The 14,086-nt window shown below is 55.6% G+C and carries 20 protein-coding genes; 19 read left to right on the top strand and 1 reads right to left on the bottom strand.

From position 1 onward, the window contains the following. Positions 1 to 13 precede the first annotated feature (13 nt). From rplN to bfr, 19 genes are all read left to right on the top strand, one after another. Entirely contained in the window at positions 14 to 382 is a 369-nt protein-coding gene (gene rplN, locus KW848_RS17800; RefSeq protein ID WP_002555479.1) for a 50S ribosomal protein L14, read from the top strand. 11 nt (positions 383 to 393) lie between these two features. Then, a complete protein-coding gene (gene rplX / locus KW848_RS17795) occupies positions 394 to 708 on the top strand; it encodes a 50S ribosomal protein L24 (RefSeq protein ID WP_008145498.1) in 315 nt (104 codons plus the stop codon). 20 nt (positions 709 to 728) lie between these two features. Continuing rightward, the gene (gene rplE / locus KW848_RS17790; RefSeq protein WP_003176415.1) at positions 729 to 1,268 is read left to right on the top strand and encodes a 50S ribosomal protein L5; all 540 of its coding nucleotides are present in this window, start codon (positions 729 to 731) and stop codon (positions 1,266 to 1,268) included. Positions 1,269 to 1,281: 13 nt separating this feature from the next. After that, positions 1,282 to 1,587 carry a 30S ribosomal protein S14 gene (gene rpsN / locus KW848_RS17785; protein ID WP_003176414.1) on the top strand — a complete coding sequence of 102 codons (306 nt, stop codon included), beginning with the start codon at positions 1,282 to 1,284 and terminating at the stop codon, positions 1,585 to 1,587. A gap of 209 nt (positions 1,588 to 1,796) precedes the next feature. Further along, a complete protein-coding gene (gene rpsH / locus KW848_RS17780) occupies positions 1,797 to 2,189 on the top strand; it encodes a 30S ribosomal protein S8 (RefSeq protein ID WP_003186040.1) in 393 nt (130 codons plus the stop codon). Between the two features lie 12 nt (positions 2,190 to 2,201). Next, positions 2,202 to 2,735, top strand: a complete 534-nt coding sequence (rplF, locus tag KW848_RS17775; protein WP_007896774.1) for a 50S ribosomal protein L6 — start codon at positions 2,202 to 2,204, stop codon at positions 2,733 to 2,735. A 10-nt stretch (positions 2,736 to 2,745) separates the two neighbouring features. Continuing rightward, on the top strand, positions 2,746 to 3,096 hold the full coding sequence (gene rplR / locus KW848_RS17770; RefSeq protein WP_003186037.1) for a 50S ribosomal protein L18: 351 nt from the start codon (positions 2,746 to 2,748) through the stop codon (positions 3,094 to 3,096). Between the two features lie 3 nt (positions 3,097 to 3,099). Then, positions 3,100 to 3,600 carry a 30S ribosomal protein S5 gene (gene rpsE, locus KW848_RS17765; RefSeq protein WP_007943782.1) on the top strand — a complete coding sequence of 167 codons (501 nt, stop codon included), beginning with the start codon at positions 3,100 to 3,102 and terminating at the stop codon, positions 3,598 to 3,600. Between the two features lie 2 nt (positions 3,601 to 3,602). After that, entirely contained in the window at positions 3,603 to 3,779 is a 177-nt protein-coding gene (rpmD, locus tag KW848_RS17760; RefSeq protein ID WP_003186033.1) for a 50S ribosomal protein L30, read from the top strand. Positions 3,780 to 3,782: 3 nt separating this feature from the next. Then, positions 3,783 to 4,220 carry a 50S ribosomal protein L15 gene (gene rplO, locus KW848_RS17755; protein WP_007896782.1) on the top strand — a complete coding sequence of 146 codons (438 nt, stop codon included), beginning with the start codon at positions 3,783 to 3,785 and terminating at the stop codon, positions 4,218 to 4,220. Beyond that, positions 4,221 to 5,549, top strand: a complete 1,329-nt coding sequence (gene secY / locus KW848_RS17750; protein WP_003228718.1) for a preprotein translocase subunit SecY — start codon at positions 4,221 to 4,223, stop codon at positions 5,547 to 5,549. Positions 5,550 to 5,576: 27 nt separating this feature from the next. Further along, on the top strand, positions 5,577 to 5,693 hold the full coding sequence (gene rpmJ / locus KW848_RS17745; protein WP_002555468.1) for a 50S ribosomal protein L36: 117 nt from the start codon (positions 5,577 to 5,579) through the stop codon (positions 5,691 to 5,693). A 130-nt stretch (positions 5,694 to 5,823) separates the two neighbouring features. After that, complete coding sequence (rpsM, locus tag KW848_RS17740) at positions 5,824 to 6,180, top strand: 30S ribosomal protein S13 (protein WP_003186020.1); 357 nt, start codon at positions 5,824 to 5,826, stop codon at positions 6,178 to 6,180. 30 nt (positions 6,181 to 6,210) lie between these two features. Further along, entirely contained in the window at positions 6,211 to 6,600 is a 390-nt protein-coding gene (rpsK, locus tag KW848_RS17735) for a 30S ribosomal protein S11 (protein WP_002555466.1), read from the top strand. 18 nt (positions 6,601 to 6,618) lie between these two features. Then, on the top strand, positions 6,619 to 7,239 hold the full coding sequence (gene rpsD, locus KW848_RS17730; protein ID WP_003210056.1) for a 30S ribosomal protein S4: 621 nt from the start codon (positions 6,619 to 6,621) through the stop codon (positions 7,237 to 7,239). A 22-nt stretch (positions 7,240 to 7,261) separates the two neighbouring features. Further along, positions 7,262 to 8,263, top strand: a complete 1,002-nt coding sequence (locus tag KW848_RS17725; RefSeq protein ID WP_003186012.1) for a DNA-directed RNA polymerase subunit alpha — start codon at positions 7,262 to 7,264, stop codon at positions 8,261 to 8,263. Between the two features lie 42 nt (positions 8,264 to 8,305). After that, a complete protein-coding gene (gene rplQ, locus KW848_RS17720; RefSeq protein WP_008145500.1) occupies positions 8,306 to 8,692 on the top strand; it encodes a 50S ribosomal protein L17 in 387 nt (128 codons plus the stop codon). 209 nt (positions 8,693 to 8,901) lie between these two features. Further along, complete coding sequence (locus tag KW848_RS17715; protein WP_218537605.1) at positions 8,902 to 10,356, top strand: catalase; 1,455 nt, start codon at positions 8,902 to 8,904, stop codon at positions 10,354 to 10,356. Between the two features lie 149 nt (positions 10,357 to 10,505). Then, positions 10,506 to 10,970, top strand: coding sequence for a bacterioferritin (bfr, locus tag KW848_RS17710; RefSeq protein ID WP_076029558.1), 465 nt, complete (start codon positions 10,506 to 10,508; stop codon positions 10,968 to 10,970). 140 nt (positions 10,971 to 11,110) lie between these two features. Here bfr and uvrA read toward each other — a convergent pair whose 3' ends face one another. Beyond that, positions 11,111 to 13,945, bottom strand: a complete 2,835-nt coding sequence (uvrA, locus tag KW848_RS17705) for an excinuclease ABC subunit UvrA (protein ID WP_092277418.1) — start codon at positions 13,943 to 13,945, stop codon at positions 11,111 to 11,113. Positions 13,946 to 14,086 lie beyond the last annotated feature (141 nt).

Genomic DNA, 14,086 nt, shown 5'->3' with positions numbered 1-14,086 from the left:
TCGGAGAAATTATATGATTCAGACTCAATCCATGCTCGATGTGGCCGATAACAGTGGCGCTCGCCGTGTTATGTGCATCAAGGTGCTGGGTGGCTCCCATCGTCGTTACGCTGGTATCGGTGACATCATCAAAGTTACCGTGAAGGAAGCAATTCCTCGCGGTAAAGTGAAAAAAGGCCAAGTGATGACTGCTGTTGTAGTCCGCACTCGTCACGGCGTACGTCGTGCTGATGGCTCCATTATCCGCTTTGATGGCAACGCTGCTGTTCTTCTGAACAACAAGCAAGAGCCGATCGGCACCCGTATCTTTGGGCCAGTGACCCGTGAACTTCGTACTGAGAAGTTCATGAAGATCGTCTCGCTCGCCCCAGAAGTGCTGTAAGGAGATCCGACATGCAAAAGATTCGTCGTGACGACGAGATCATCGTGATCGCCGGCAAAGACAAAGGTAAGCGCGGTAAGGTGCTTAAGGTTCTCGCTAATAACCGTCTGGTTATTGGTGGTCTGAACCTGGTTAAGCGTCATACCAAGCCTAACCCGGCGTCGGGCGTACAAGGCGGTATCGTCGAAAAAGAAGCTCCACTGGACGCTTCTAACGTCGCCATTTTCAACGGCGAAACCAACAAGGCTGACCGCGTTGGTTTCAAAGTAGAAGACGGCAAGAAAATTCGTGTCTTCAAGTCGACCCAAAAAGCGGTTGATGCTTGAACACTGCTAGGTAGAAGACCATGGCACGACTAAAAGAGATTTACTGGAAGGAAATCGCACCGAAGCTTAAGGAAGAACTTAAGCTTTCGAACGTGATGGAAGTTCCACGCGTTACAAAAATCACCCTGAACATGGGTCTGGGCGAAGCGGTCGGTGACAAAAAAGTCATCGAGCATGCTGTTGCCGACCTGGAAAAGATCACCGGCCAAAAAGTCGTTGTGACCTACGCTCGGAAATCCATCGCTGGCTTTAAAGTCCGTGAAGGTTGGCCGATCGGCGTCAAAGTGACCCTGCGCCGTGAGCGTATGTACGAGTTCCTGGATCGTCTGCTGTCGATCTCCCTGCCTCGGGTTCGCGACTTCCGCGGCCTGAATGCCAAGTCCTTCGATGGTCGTGGTAACTACAGCATGGGCGTTAAAGAGCAGATCATCTTCCCGGAAATCGACTACGACAAGATCGATGCTCTCCGCGGTCTGGACATTACCCTGACCACCACTGCCAAGAACGATGATGAAGGTCGCGCCCTGTTGCGTGCTTTCAAATTCCCGTTCCGCAACTGATTGGAGTAGGAAAATGGCCAAGATGAGCATGAAAAACCGCGAGCTGAAGCGTCAGCTCACGGTTGCCAAGTACGCCAAGAAGCGTGCAGCACTGAAAGCTATCATCGTTGATCTGAACGCAAGTCCAGAAGCGCGTTGGGAAGCTACAGTAGCTCTGCAGAAGCAGCCACGTGACGCAAGCGCCTCGCGCATGCGTAACCGCTGCCGCCTGACCGGTCGTCCACACGGCGTTTACCGCAAGTTCGGCCTTGGCCGTAACAAGCTGCGTGAAGCTGCAATGCGTGGTGACGTACCTGGTCTGGTTAAAGCCAGCTGGTAAGCACTATCAAAGTCTCGGTGTTCGGGATCGCAAGATCCTGACCACCGGTGACCTTGAACTTGAATCAAGCCCCTTTTGGGGCTTGATTCATTTGTGGGGTGTGTCTAGAATACCCGGCTCGCCTGAGCCCGTGCTTTTTCCGCATGGATGAGCTCGGCGACAAGTAGTAGCCGCAAGGCTAATTTTTTTGTATTAGGAGCGTCTAGCCCATGAGTATGCAGGACCCGTTAGCGGACATGCTAACTCGAATCCGTAATGCCCAGATGGCTGAAAAGTCCGTCGTAAGCATGCCATCTTCTACTTTGAAGGTAGCTGTTGCCAAAGTCCTGAAGGACGAAGGTTACATTGCGGGTTATCAGATCAGCAGCGAAATCAAACCACTGCTGTCTATCGAGCTGAAATACTTCGAAGGCCGTCCGGTCATCGAAGAAGTGAAGCGCGTTAGCCGTCCAGGCCTGCGTCAGTACAAGTCCGTCGATGATCTGCCAAAAGTTCGTGGCGGTCTCGGTGTGTCTATCGTCTCCACCAACAAAGGTGTGATGACGGATCGTGCTGCGCGCGCTGCCGGTGTCGGCGGCGAAGTTCTTTGCACTGTGTTCTAAGGGGGGATAAGCATGTCACGCGTCGCTAAGAACCCCGTTAAGCTGCCAGCCGGTGTCGAAGTCAAATTCGCAGGCCAACAGCTTTCGGTGAAGGGTGCCAAGGGCACTCTCGAACTGAACATCCATTCGTCCGTTGAGATCGTTGAAGAAGCTGGTGAGCTGCGTTTCGCTGCTCGCAATGGCGATCAACAAACTCGCGCAATGGCTGGTACCACTCGTGCGTTGGTAAACAACATGGTCCAAGGCGTAAGCCAAGGCTTCGAGCGCAAGCTCCAGCTGGTCGGTGTTGGTTACAAAGCGCAAGCAAAAGGCACAGTGCTGAACCTGGCTCTTGGCTTCTCGCACCCAGTGGATTATGAACTGCCGGAAGGCATCACCGCTGAGACTCCTAGCCAAACCGACATCCTGATCCGGGGTATCGATAAGCAGCTGGTAGGTCAAGTGGCCGCCGAGATCCGCGACTTCCGTCCACCAGAGCCGTACAAAGGCAAAGGTGTGCGCTACGCGGACGAAGTCGTCCGTCGTAAAGAAGCCAAGAAGAAGTAGGGCATAGCAAATGACCGACAAAAAAGTTACTCGACTGCGTCGCGCTCGCAAAGCACGCCTGAAAATGCACGAACTAGAAGTCGTGCGTCTCTGCGTGTTCCGCTCGTCGCAGCACATTTACGCCCAGGTCATTTCGGCCGACGGCAACAAAGTCCTGGCATCTGCCTCGACTTTGGATAAAGAACTGCGTGATGGCGCCACTGGCAACATCGACGCGGCCACTAAGGTTGGCCAGCTGGTCGCTACGCGTGCTAAAGCCGCTGGCGTCTCGCAGGTGGCTTTCGACCGCTCTGGCTTCAAGTACCACGGCCGCGTCAAGGCGCTGGCTGATGCTGCTCGTGAAGCTGGGCTGGAGTTCTAAGTTATGTCAAATAACGACCAAAAGCGCGACGAAGGCTACATCGAGAAGCTGGTTCAAGTTAACCGCGTAGCCAAAACCGTTAAAGGCGGCCGTATCTTCACTTTCACCGCGTTGACCGTGGTTGGTGATGGTAAAGGGCGTGTTGGCTTCGGCCGTGGCAAGTCGCGTGAAGTGCCTGCTGCGATCCAGAAGGCAATGGAAGCTGCTCGCCGCAACATGATCCAAGTTGATCTGAACGGCACCACTCTGCAGTACGCAATGAAGTCCGGTCACGGCGCTTCGAAGGTGTACATGCAGCCTGCTTCTGAAGGTACCGGTATCATCGCTGGCGGCGCTATGCGTGCTGTCCTCGAGGTTGCTGGCGTTCAGAACGTTCTGGCCAAGTGCTACGGCTCGACTAACCCGGTAAACGTGGTTCACGCCACTTTCAAAGGTTTGAAAGCTATGCAGTCTCCTGAATCCATTGCCGCCAAGCGTGGCAAAAGCGTCAAGGAGATCTTCTGATCATGGCTACCGTAAAAGTTACGCTGATCAAAAGCATGACCGGCCGCATCCCTAACCACAAATTGTGCGTTAAGGGTCTGGGTCTGCGTCGCATCGGTCACACTGTAGAAGTACTTGATACTCCCGAGAATCGCGGGATGATCAACAAGGCTTACTACATGCTGCGTGTCGAGGGTTAATCGATGAAACTCAATGATCTGAGTCCAGCGCCGGGTTCCCGTCGCGAAAAGCATCGTCCGGGCCGTGGTATCGGTAGTGGTTTGGGCAAGACCGGTGGCCGTGGCCACAAAGGTCAGTCCTCCCGCTCCGGTGGCACCATTGCTCCAGGCTTTGAAGGCGGTCAACAGCCGCTGCATCGTCGCCTGCCGAAATTCGGTTTTGTTTCCCTGAAAGCCATGGATCGCGCAGAAGTGCGTTTGTCCGAGCTGGCTAAAGTGGAAGGCGACATCGTCACCGTGCAGTCCTTGAAAGATGCCAACGTGATCAACGTCAACGTTCAGCGTGTGAAAATCATGCTGTCCGGCGAAGTTACTCGCGCTGTCACCATCGGAAAGGGAATCGGCGCCACCAAAGGTGCGCGTGCGGCTATCGAAGCAGCTGGCGGCAAGTTCGAGGAATAAATGGCTAAGCAAGGTGCTCTCTCTGCGCTCGGCAAAGGCGGTATGTCTGAACTCTGGGCTCGTCTGCGTTTTCTGTTCCTGGCGATTATCGTCTACCGAATAGGCGCACACATCCCGGTTCCAGGTATCAACCCGGACCGACTCGCGGACCTGTTTCGACAGAATGAGGGGACCATTCTTAGCTTGTTCAACATGTTTTCCGGCGGCGCGCTGGAACGGATGAGCATCTTTGCACTGGGGATCATGCCGTACATTTCGGCATCGATCATCATGCAGCTGATGACCGCCGTGAGCCCGCAGCTGGAACAGTTGAAGAAGGAAGGTGAAGCTGGCCGTCGCAAGATCAGCCAGTACACCCGCTACGGCACTGTCGTTCTCGCTCTCGTTCAGGCAATTGGCATGTCCATTGGTCTGGCGGGGCAGGGCGTTGCGTTCACTGGTGACTTTGGCTTCCATTTCGTCGCGGTATCCACTTTTGTGGCTGGTGCGATGTTCATGATGTGGCTGGGTGAGCAGATTACTGAGCGTGGTGTTGGCAACGGTATCTCGATGTTGATTTTTTCGGGTATCGTCGCCGGTCTTCCGAGAGCGATCGGGCAGTCTTTCGAGTCTGCGCGTCAGGGTGATATCAACATCTTCGCCCTGGTTGCCATCGGTTTGCTGGCAGTAGCGATTATCGGTTTCGTGGTGTTCATTGAGCGTGGTCAGCGTCGTATTGCTGTTCACTACGCCAAGCGTCAGCAGGGCCGCAAGGTCTTCGCTGCGCAGACTAGCCACTTGCCGCTGAAGGTGAACATGGCCGGTGTTATTCCGGCCATTTTCGCGAGCAGCATTTTGCTGTTCCCGGCTTCGTTGGGTGCCTGGTTCGGCCAGTCTGAAGGTATGGGCTGGTTGCAGGACATCTCGCAGTCGATCGCTCCTGGTCAGCCGTTGAATATTCTGCTGTTTAGTGCAGGGATTATTTTCTTCTGCTTCTTCTATACGGCGTTGATGTTCAATCCGAAAGACGTAGCGGAAAACCTGAAGAAGTCCGGTGCCTTTATTCCGGGCATCCGTCCAGGTGAGCAGTCTGCGCGCTACATTGATGGCGTTCTGACTCGCTTGACCATGTTCGGTGCTCTTTACATGACGGCCGTGTGCTTGCTGCCCCAGTTCCTGGTGGTTGCAGCAAACGTACCGTTCTACCTTGGCGGGACCTCGTTGCTGATCGTCGTCGTGGTTGTGATGGACTTCATGTCCCAAGTACAATCGCACCTCGTTTCGCACCAGTACGAATCCCTGATGAAGAAAGCCAACCTGAAGGGTTACGGCAGCGGCATGTTGCGCTGAGTACCCATAAGGTTCGAGGAGTTGGTGATGAAAGTTCGTGCATCGGTGAAAAAGCTGTGCCGTAACTGCAAGATTATTCGCCGCGAAGGTGTTGTTCGAGTAATTTGCAGCGCGGAACCGCGTCACAAACAGCGCCAAGGCTGAGTGTGATTGTGCTTCAAGCCCGGTAGCTAGTGCGCTACCGGGTTGATTATTTGTTATTACAGCGATATTATCTCGCGCCCTATTTCTTGGCTTCCGGGGCGTAGGTAGCTGTCAATTGGAGTCCCACTGAATGGCCCGTATTGCAGGCGTTAACATTCCAGATAACAAGCATACTGTTATCTCGCTGACCTACATCTATGGTGTTGGTCGCACTACTGCACAGAAGATCTGTGCAGTGACTGGGGTAAACCCAGCCGCAAAGATCAAAGATCTGAGCGACGAGCAGATTGAACAGCTGCGTGGCGAAGTGGCGAAGTTCACCACTGAAGGTGACCTGCGTCGCGAAATCAACATGAAAATCAAGCGTTTGATGGACCTCGGTTGCTATCGCGGTCTGCGTCATCGTCGTGGTCTTCCAGTACGCGGTCAGCGTACCAAGACTAACGCGCGTACCCGTAAAGGTCCGCGTAAGCCGATCCGCAAGTAATCGCCCCAGCGAATCGACAGGAAATTAATCATGGCTAAACCTGCTGCTCGTCCTCGTAAAAAAGTCAAAAAGACAGTGGTTGATGGCATCGCCCACATCCACGCGTCTTTTAACAACACAATCGTGACCATCACCGACCGTCAAGGTAACGCTCTTTCCTGGGCTACCTCCGGTGGTTCGGGTTTCCGCGGTTCCCGCAAGTCCACCCCGTTTGCTGCTCAAGTAGCTGCTGAACGTGCTGGTCAAGCTGCGCTGGAATACGGCCTGAAAAACCTCGACGTCAACGTCAAAGGTCCAGGCCCAGGTCGTGAATCTGCAGTCCGCGCTTTGAACGGCTGTGGCTACAAGATCGCCAGCATCACCGACGTGACGCCAATCCCGCACAACGGGTGCCGTCCGCCGAAGAAGCGCCGCGTGTAATCCAGGAGATTGTAAAGAATGGCTCGTTACATTGGTCCAAAATGCAAACTCGCTCGTCGCGAAGGCACCGATCTCTTCTTGAAGAGCGGCGTGCGCGCGATCGAATCGAAGTGCAACATTGAAGCAGCACCTGGTATCCACGGCCAACGCCGCGGTCGCCAGTCCGATTACGGCACCCAACTGCGTGAAAAGCAGAAGGTCCGTCGTATCTACGGCGTTCTCGAGCGTCAATTCAGCGGCTACTACAAAGAAGCTGCTGGCAAGAAAGGTGCAACTGGCGAAAACCTGTTGCAACTGCTCGAATGCCGTCTGGACAACGTCGTATACCGTATGGGTTTTGGCTCTACTCGTGCCGAATCCCGTCAGCTGGTATCGCACAAATCCGTAAGCGTTAACGGTCAGACCGTAAACGTGCCGTCGTACCAGGTTCGTGCTGGTGACGTGGTCGCGATTCGCGAGAAAGCAAAGAACCAACTTCGCATTGTCCAAGCTCTCGATCTGTGTGCCCAACGTGGCCGCGTAGAATGGGTAGAAGTAGACACTGAGAAGAAGTCGGGCGTTTTCAAGAACGTTCCAGCTCGCAGTGATCTGTCCGCCGACATCAACGAAAGCCTGATTGTCGAGCTCTACTCCAAGTAAGGGCTAGAAAATAGGTGCATCCATGCAGATTTCGGTAAATGAGTTCCTGACACCCCGCCATATTGATGTGCAGGTTGTCAGTCCAACCCGCGCCAAGATCACTCTCGAGCCTCTCGAGCGTGGTTTTGGCCACACCCTGGGCAACGCGCTGCGCCGCATCCTGTTGTCCTCAATGCCCGGCTGCGCAGTAGTCGAGGCCGAGATTGACGGTGTGCTCCATGAGTACAGCGCCATCGAAGGTGTACAGGAAGACGTAATTGAAATCCTGTTGAACCTTAAAGGTCTGGCTATCAAGCTGCACGGCCGTGACGAAGTTACGCTGACCTTGTCGAAGAAGGGTTCGGGGGTGGTTACCGCTGCCGATATTCAGCTGGATCATGATGTCGAGATCGTTAACCCCGATCACGTAATCGCTAACCTGGCGTCTAACGGCGCCCTGAACATGAAGCTCACCGTAGCTCGTGGTCGTGGTTATGAACCGGCAGACTCGCGTCAGAGCGATGAAGACGAAAGCCGCAGCATCGGTCGCTTGCAGCTTGACTCTTCGTTCAGCCCGGTTCGCCGTATCGCATACGTGGTGGAAAACGCCCGTGTCGAGCAGCGTACTAACCTGGACAAGCTGGTTATTGATCTGGAAACCAACGGTACTCTGGATCCTGAAGAGGCTATTCGCCGCGCTGCAACCATTCTGCAACAGCAGTTGGCTGCGTTCGTCGACCTCAAAGGTGACAGTGAGCCAGTGGTTGTCGAGCAGGAAGATGAGATCGATCCGATCCTGCTTCGCCCGGTTGACGATCTGGAACTGACTGTACGTTCGGCTAACTGCCTTAAGGCGGAAAACATCTACTACATCGGTGACCTGATTCAGCGTACCGAAGTAGAGCTGTTGAAGACTCCGAACCTTGGCAAGAAATCCTTGACTGAAATCAAGGACGTTCTGGCCTCCCGCGGTCTGTCCCTCGGCATGCGCCTCGACAACTGGCCGCCTGCAAGTCTTAAGAAGGACGACAAGGCGACTGCCTGATCGTCGTAATCACCGAACGTTGTGTTTGGTAAGGAATGAACCATGCGTCATCGTAAAAGTGGTCGTCACCTGAGCCGCACTAGCTCGCACCGCAAGGCCATGTTTCAAAACATGGCAGTGTCGCTGTTCGAGCACGAGCTGATCAAAACTACACTGCCGAAAGCTAAAGAACTGCGTCGCGTTGCTGAGCCGCTGATCACTTTGGCCAAGACAGACAGCCTGGCTAACCGCCGTCTGGCTTTCGACCGTACTCGTTCGAAAGCTATCGTTGGTAAGCTCTTCAACGACCTGGGCAAGCGTTACGCTACCCGTGAGGGTGGCTACCTGCGCATCCTCAAGTGCGGCTTCCGCACTGGCGACAACGCGCCTATGGCGTACGTCGAGTTGGTTGATCGTCCTGCCGGTGGTGAAGCTGTATCCGCTGAGTAAGACGTCAGTCTGAAACGAAGAACCGGGCCTAGTGCCCGGTTTTTTGTGCGCGCTCGAAAAGTATCAAAAAGCCCAGGCGATAAAGCCTCATTAGTATTTATCTATCGATTCTCACAATTTAATGAATTTGATGGTGTCATGGTGATGGTCAATACTCCCTCTCAGCCGATTAGCCGGCAGTAGGAAAGACTGACAAAGGAAGATATCGCATGAGCCCAAATAAAACCCTTACCACCGCCAGTGGCGCTCCTGTCGCTGATAACCAGAATTCTCGTTCCGCCGGTCCTCGTGGCCCACTGCTGCTCGACGACTTTCACCTGATCGAGAAACTTGCTCACTTCAACCGCGAAAACATTCCTGAGCGCCGCGTACACGCCAAAGGTTCGGGTGCTTACGGTACGTTCACCGTCACTCGGAACATCACCGAGTACACCAGCGCCAGACTGTTTGAGTCTGTCGGCAAGCAAACCCCAACCTTCCTGCGGTTTTCCACCGTGGGCGGTGAGCGTGGTTCGGCTGACACCGAGCGCGATCCACGTGGTTTCGCACTGAAGTTCTACACCGAAGAAGGCAACTGGGACATCGTCGGCAACAACACGCCAGTGTTCTTCATCCGCGATCCTTTGAAATTCCCGGACTTTATTCATACCCAGAAACGTCTGCCGCAAAGCAATCTGAAAAGCGCGCAAATGATGTGGGACTTTTGGTCGCACTCACCTGAGGCGTTGCACCAGGTCACCATTCTGTTCTCGGACCGTGGCATCCCCGATGGCTACCGTCACATGCACGGCTTCGGCAGCCACACCTACAGTCTGATTAACGCCAATGGCGAACGTCACTGGGTGAAGTGGCACTACAAGACCAAGCAAGGGATCAAAAACCTGACTCCGGCAGATGCGGCGCGCCTAGCTGGTACCGATCCCGATTACGCACAGCGTGATCTGTTCGGCGCGATCGAGCGCGGTGATTTTCCGAAATGGCGCGTGTGCATCCAGATCATGACCGAGACTCAGGCCGCAGCGCACTACGAGAACCCGTTTGACGTGACCAAGACCTGGTCGCAAAAAGAGTTTCCGCTGATCGAAGTGGGCGAGTTGGAGCTTAACCGCAACCCGCAGAACTATTTTGCTGAGGTCGAGCAAGCGGCGTTCGGGCCGAGCAACATGGTCCCAGGTGTCGGTTTGTCGCCTGACCGCATGCTGCAAGGTCGAGTGTTCGCTTACGCCGATGCTCACCGCTACCGCATTGGCACCAACCACCAGCAGCTGCCGGTGAACGCACCTCGCAGTCCGGTGAACAGCTATCAGCGCGACGGTTCGATGGCGTTTGGCAGCAATGGCGGTGCGACACCTAACTACGAGCCGAACAGCTACATCGAATCGCCGAAACAAGCGCCTCGCTATGCAGAGCCAGCGCTGGCGCTGAGTGGTGCGGCCGATCGTTACGATCATCGCGATGATACTGACTACTACAGCCACGCGGGTGCGCTGTTCCGTCTGATGAGCGATGCGCAGAAAACGCTGCTGATAAACAACATTGCTGGTGCAATGGCAGGGGTTTCCGGAGACGTGGTTGATCGTCAACTACAGCACTTCTTCAAGGCCGACCCGGCGTATGGAGAAGCAATCGCAAAGGCGTTGGGCGTACAGCTTAACGAAGTCTAAACGAGAAGCAGAACCGCCCTCATTAGGGCGGTTTTTGCGTTATTTAAACCACTTTTCTCAGAATATCTTCGCTTTTATCGCGTAGGCAGAGTGACCAAACAGTCTGCTTGGTTCAGACTACAGACTTTCAAGCAGGGAGATGTAGGGCGATGCAAGGCCACCCAGACGTAATCGATTACCTCAACACGTTGCTGACCGGCGAACTGGCGGCGCGTGATCAATATTTCGTCCATTCGCGGATGTATGAGGACTGGGGTTTCACCAAGCTCTACGAACGTATCAACCACGAAATGGAAGAAGAAGCCGGGCACGCTGATGCCCTGATGCGTCGGATTCTGATGCTCGAAGGCACGCCGCGCATGCGTCCGGACGACCTTGATGTCGGCACTACCGTGCCGGACATGCTCGCCGCTGACCTGCGACTGGAATACAAGGTCCGCGCCGCGCTCTGCAAGGGCATCGAGCTCTGCGAGCAGCACAAGGACTATGTCAGCCGCGAGATGCTGCGGGTTCAATTGCATGACACCGAAGAAGACCACACCTACTGGCTTGAAAAGCAGATGGGTCTGATCAAGTTGATTGGTCTGGAGAATTACCTGCAATCGCAGTTCTGATTCTGCTTTGTAGGAGCACGGCTTGCCTGCGATGGCGTCTTCGAAATCGCCATCGCGAGCAAGCTTTGCTCCTACAGACACAAGACACAAAAAAGCCCCTGTCACCGACAAAGTGACAGGGGCTTTTTCTTGGCCGTGATTCAAGCCTTGTCGCGAGCCAGCAGCGGTTTGAGATAGAAGCCGGTGTGCGACTGTTTCATCTCCGACACTTCCTCTGGCGTGCCGACGGCAATGATCTGTCCACCCTTGGAACCGCCTTCCGGCCCCAGGTCCACCAACCAGTCAGCGGTTTTGATGACATCAAGGTTATGTTCGATCACCACCACAGTGTTGCCGTGGTCGCGCAATCGATGCAAGACGTCGAGCAGCTGCTGAATATCCGCGAAGTGCAGGCCGGTCGTCGGCTCATCGAGGATATACAGCGTCTTGCCGGTATCGCGCTTGGACAGTTCACGGGACAGCTTCACCCGCTGGGCTTCGCCACCTGACAGCGTGGTCGCTGATTGCCCGAGCTTGATGTACGACAGGCCGACATCCATCAGCGTCTGAAGCTTGCGCGCCAGGGCCGGAACCGCGTCGAAGAACACCCGCGCTTCCTCGATCGTCATCTCGAGGGTTTCGTGGATGTTCTTGCCCTTGTACTTGATCTCCAGGGTTTCGCGGTTGTAGCGCTTGCTCTTGCAGACGTCGCACGGGACATAGATGTCCGGCAGGAAGTGCATTTCCACCTTGATCAGGCCATCGCCCTGACACGCTTCGCAACGTCCGCCCTTCACGTTGAAGGAGAAGCGTCCAGGACCATAACCGCGGGAGCGGGACTCCGGCACACCGGCGAACAGTTCGCGAATCGGTGTGAACAACCCGGTGTAGGTCGCCGGGTTGGAGCGTGGCGTTCGACCGATGGGGCTCTGGTCGATGTCGACAACCTTATCCAGATGCTCCAGGCCTTTGATGCTGTCGTGAGCGGCCGCTTCGAGCGTCGTCGCACCGTTCAATGCCGTAGCGCTAAGCGGGAACAGGGTGTTGTTGATCAGCGTCGACTTGCCCGAACCGGACACGCCGGTTACACAGGTCAGCAGGCCGATTGGAATGTCCAGATCGACATTGCGCAAGTTGTTGCCACGGGCGCCCTTGAGGGACAGCGACAACTTCTTGTTACGCGGCGTGCGTTTGGCCGGGACTGCAATCTTCACCCGGCCCGACAAGTATTTGCCGGTCAGTGAATCTGGATGAGCCATGACTTCGGCTGGCGTCCCTTCGGCGACAATGTGCCCGCCGTGTACACCTGCGCCCGGACCGATATCCACCACGTAGTCAGCCAGGCGAATCGCATCTTCGTCGTGCTCGACCACGATCACCGTGTTGCCAATGTCCCGCAGGTGCTTGAGGGTGCCGAGCAGCCGATCGTTGTCCCGCTGGTGCAAACCAATTGACGGTTCGTCGAGAATGTACAGAACGCCCACCAGGCCTGCGCCGATCTGGCTGGCCAGACGGATACGCTGCGCTTCACCACCGGACAATGTGTCGGCACTGCGATCCAGCGACAAATAGTCCAGGCCAACGTTGACCAGGAACTGCAATCGCTCGCGAATTTCCTTGAGAATCTTGTCGGCAATTTCACCGCGACGGCCAGTGAGCTTCAGCACGCCGAAGTATTCACAGGCATCGCCAATCGGCAGATTGGTCACCGCAGGAAGAGTTTTCTCGCCCACCCAAACGTGCCGAGCCTCACGACGCAGGCGAGTACCGCGGCAATCCGGGCAAGGCTGGGTGCTGAGGAACTTGGCCAGCTCTTCACGCACCGAGGCGGACTCGGTTTCGCGGTAGCGGCGTTCCAGGTTCGGCACGATGCCTTCGAACGGGTGCGAGCGTTTGACGATGTCGCCACGGTCGTTCAGGTATTTGAAGTCAACGTTCTGCGACCCGCTGCCGTGCAGGATGAACTTCTGCTGATCGGCGGGCAGTTCGTTGAACGGCACTTCCAGGCTGAACTTGTAGTGCGAAGCCAACGAGCCGAGCATCTGGAAGTAATAGACGTTGCGCCGGTCCCAGCCACGAATCGCGCCTTCTGCGAGCGTCAGTTCGCCATTGACCAATCGCTTGATGTCGAAGAATTGCTTGACCCCCAGGCCATCGCAAGTCGGGCAAGCGCCAGCCGGGTTGTTGAAGGAGAACAGCTTGGGTTCCAGCTCGCTGATGGCATGACCGCAGATCGGGCAGGCGAAGCGCGCGGAAAAGATGATTTCTTCGCCGGGCTCGTCGTCCATTGGCGCGACCAGGGCGATGCCGTCCGCCAGCTTCAGCGCGGTTTCGAACGATTCGGCCAGGCGCTGTTGCAGGTCGGCGCGGACCTTGAAGCGGTCGACCACCACATCGATCGAGTGCTTCTTCTGCTTATCCAGCTTCGGCAATTCGTCCAGCTCACAGAGCCTGCCGTTGACCCGGGCTCGCACAAAGCCCTGGGCGCGCAGTTCTTCGAAGACCGAAAGGTGTTCGCCTTTACGCTCGCGGATCACCGGGGCCAGCAGCATGAGTTTGCTGCCCTCCGGTTGGGCGAGGACCAGGTCGACCATTTGGCTGACGGTCTGCGCTTCCAGCGGAATGTCGTGATCCGGGCAACGCGGAATACCCACGCGGGCATACAGCAGGCGCAGGTAGTCGTAGATTTCGGTGATGGTGCCGACCGTCGAACGCGGGTTGTGCGAGGTCGACTTCTGTTCGATGGAAATGGCTGGCGACAATCCTTCGATGGTGTCGACGTCAGGTTTTTCCATCATCGACAAAAATTGCCGGGCGTACGCCGACAACGATTCGACGTAGCGGCGCTGGCCTTCGGCGTATAGCGTGTCGAACGCCAGGGACGATTTGCCGGATCCGGACAGGCCGGTGATGACGATCAGTTTGTCCCGTGGCAGGGTCAGGTCGATGTTCTTCAGGTTGTGGGTTCGGGCCCCACGAATCAGGATCTTGTCCAAAGTGGCCTCGCTCGGCGGGCGTCGAAAACGTAGGAGTATACGGCCAAATACTGGATGGATGCACACTATCGAATGAGCGGGTTGCAGCCTTACATGAAGAGTCTGTCAGCAGAGCGCGTCAAAGCGTCGCGATATACCCTG

The organism is Pseudomonas sp. PDM25 (assembly GCF_019219045.1).
Classification (GTDB): domain Bacteria; phylum Pseudomonadota; class Gammaproteobacteria; order Pseudomonadales; family Pseudomonadaceae; genus Aquipseudomonas.
The sequence above is the reverse complement of the archived record's forward strand: the minus strand, read 5'-3'. Positions and strand labels throughout refer to the sequence as shown.

Bases quoted from the DNA above. Each gene is read 5' to 3' on its own strand.
- rplQ (WP_008145500.1), top strand. From the start codon at position 8,306: ATGCGTCATCGTAAAAGTGGTCGTCACCTGAGCCGCACTAGCTCGCAC.
- rpsM (WP_003186020.1), top strand. From the start codon at position 5,824: ATGGCCCGTATTGCAGGCGTTAACATTCCAGATAACAAGCATACTGTT.
- rplE (WP_003176415.1), top strand. From the start codon at position 729: ATGGCACGACTAAAAGAGATTTACTGGAAGGAAATCGCACCGAAGCTT.
- KW848_RS17715 (WP_218537605.1), top strand. From the start codon at position 8,902: ATGAGCCCAAATAAAACCCTTACCACCGCCAGTGGCGCTCCTGTCGCT.
- rpmD (WP_003186033.1), top strand. From the start codon at position 3,603: ATGGCTACCGTAAAAGTTACGCTGATCAAAAGCATGACCGGCCGCATC.
- rpsH (WP_003186040.1), top strand. From the start codon at position 1,797: ATGAGTATGCAGGACCCGTTAGCGGACATGCTAACTCGAATCCGTAAT.
- rplN (WP_002555479.1), top strand. From the start codon at position 14: ATGATTCAGACTCAATCCATGCTCGATGTGGCCGATAACAGTGGCGCT.
- rplR (WP_003186037.1), top strand. From the start codon at position 2,746: ATGACCGACAAAAAAGTTACTCGACTGCGTCGCGCTCGCAAAGCACGC.
- rpsE (WP_007943782.1), top strand. From the start codon at position 3,100: ATGTCAAATAACGACCAAAAGCGCGACGAAGGCTACATCGAGAAGCTG.
- rpmJ (WP_002555468.1), top strand. From the start codon at position 5,577: ATGAAAGTTCGTGCATCGGTGAAAAAGCTGTGCCGTAACTGCAAGATT.
- rpsD (WP_003210056.1), top strand. From the start codon at position 6,619: ATGGCTCGTTACATTGGTCCAAAATGCAAACTCGCTCGTCGCGAAGGC.
- rplF (WP_007896774.1), top strand. From the start codon at position 2,202: ATGTCACGCGTCGCTAAGAACCCCGTTAAGCTGCCAGCCGGTGTCGAA.
- rpsK (WP_002555466.1), top strand. From the start codon at position 6,211: ATGGCTAAACCTGCTGCTCGTCCTCGTAAAAAAGTCAAAAAGACAGTG.
- secY (WP_003228718.1), top strand. From the start codon at position 4,221: ATGGCTAAGCAAGGTGCTCTCTCTGCGCTCGGCAAAGGCGGTATGTCT.
- rplX (WP_008145498.1), top strand. From the start codon at position 394: ATGCAAAAGATTCGTCGTGACGACGAGATCATCGTGATCGCCGGCAAA.
- rplO (WP_007896782.1), top strand. From the start codon at position 3,783: ATGAAACTCAATGATCTGAGTCCAGCGCCGGGTTCCCGTCGCGAAAAG.
- rpsN (WP_003176414.1), top strand. From the start codon at position 1,282: ATGGCCAAGATGAGCATGAAAAACCGCGAGCTGAAGCGTCAGCTCACG.
- bfr (WP_076029558.1), top strand. From the start codon at position 10,506: ATGCAAGGCCACCCAGACGTAATCGATTACCTCAACACGTTGCTGACC.
- KW848_RS17725 (WP_003186012.1), top strand. From the start codon at position 7,262: ATGCAGATTTCGGTAAATGAGTTCCTGACACCCCGCCATATTGATGTG.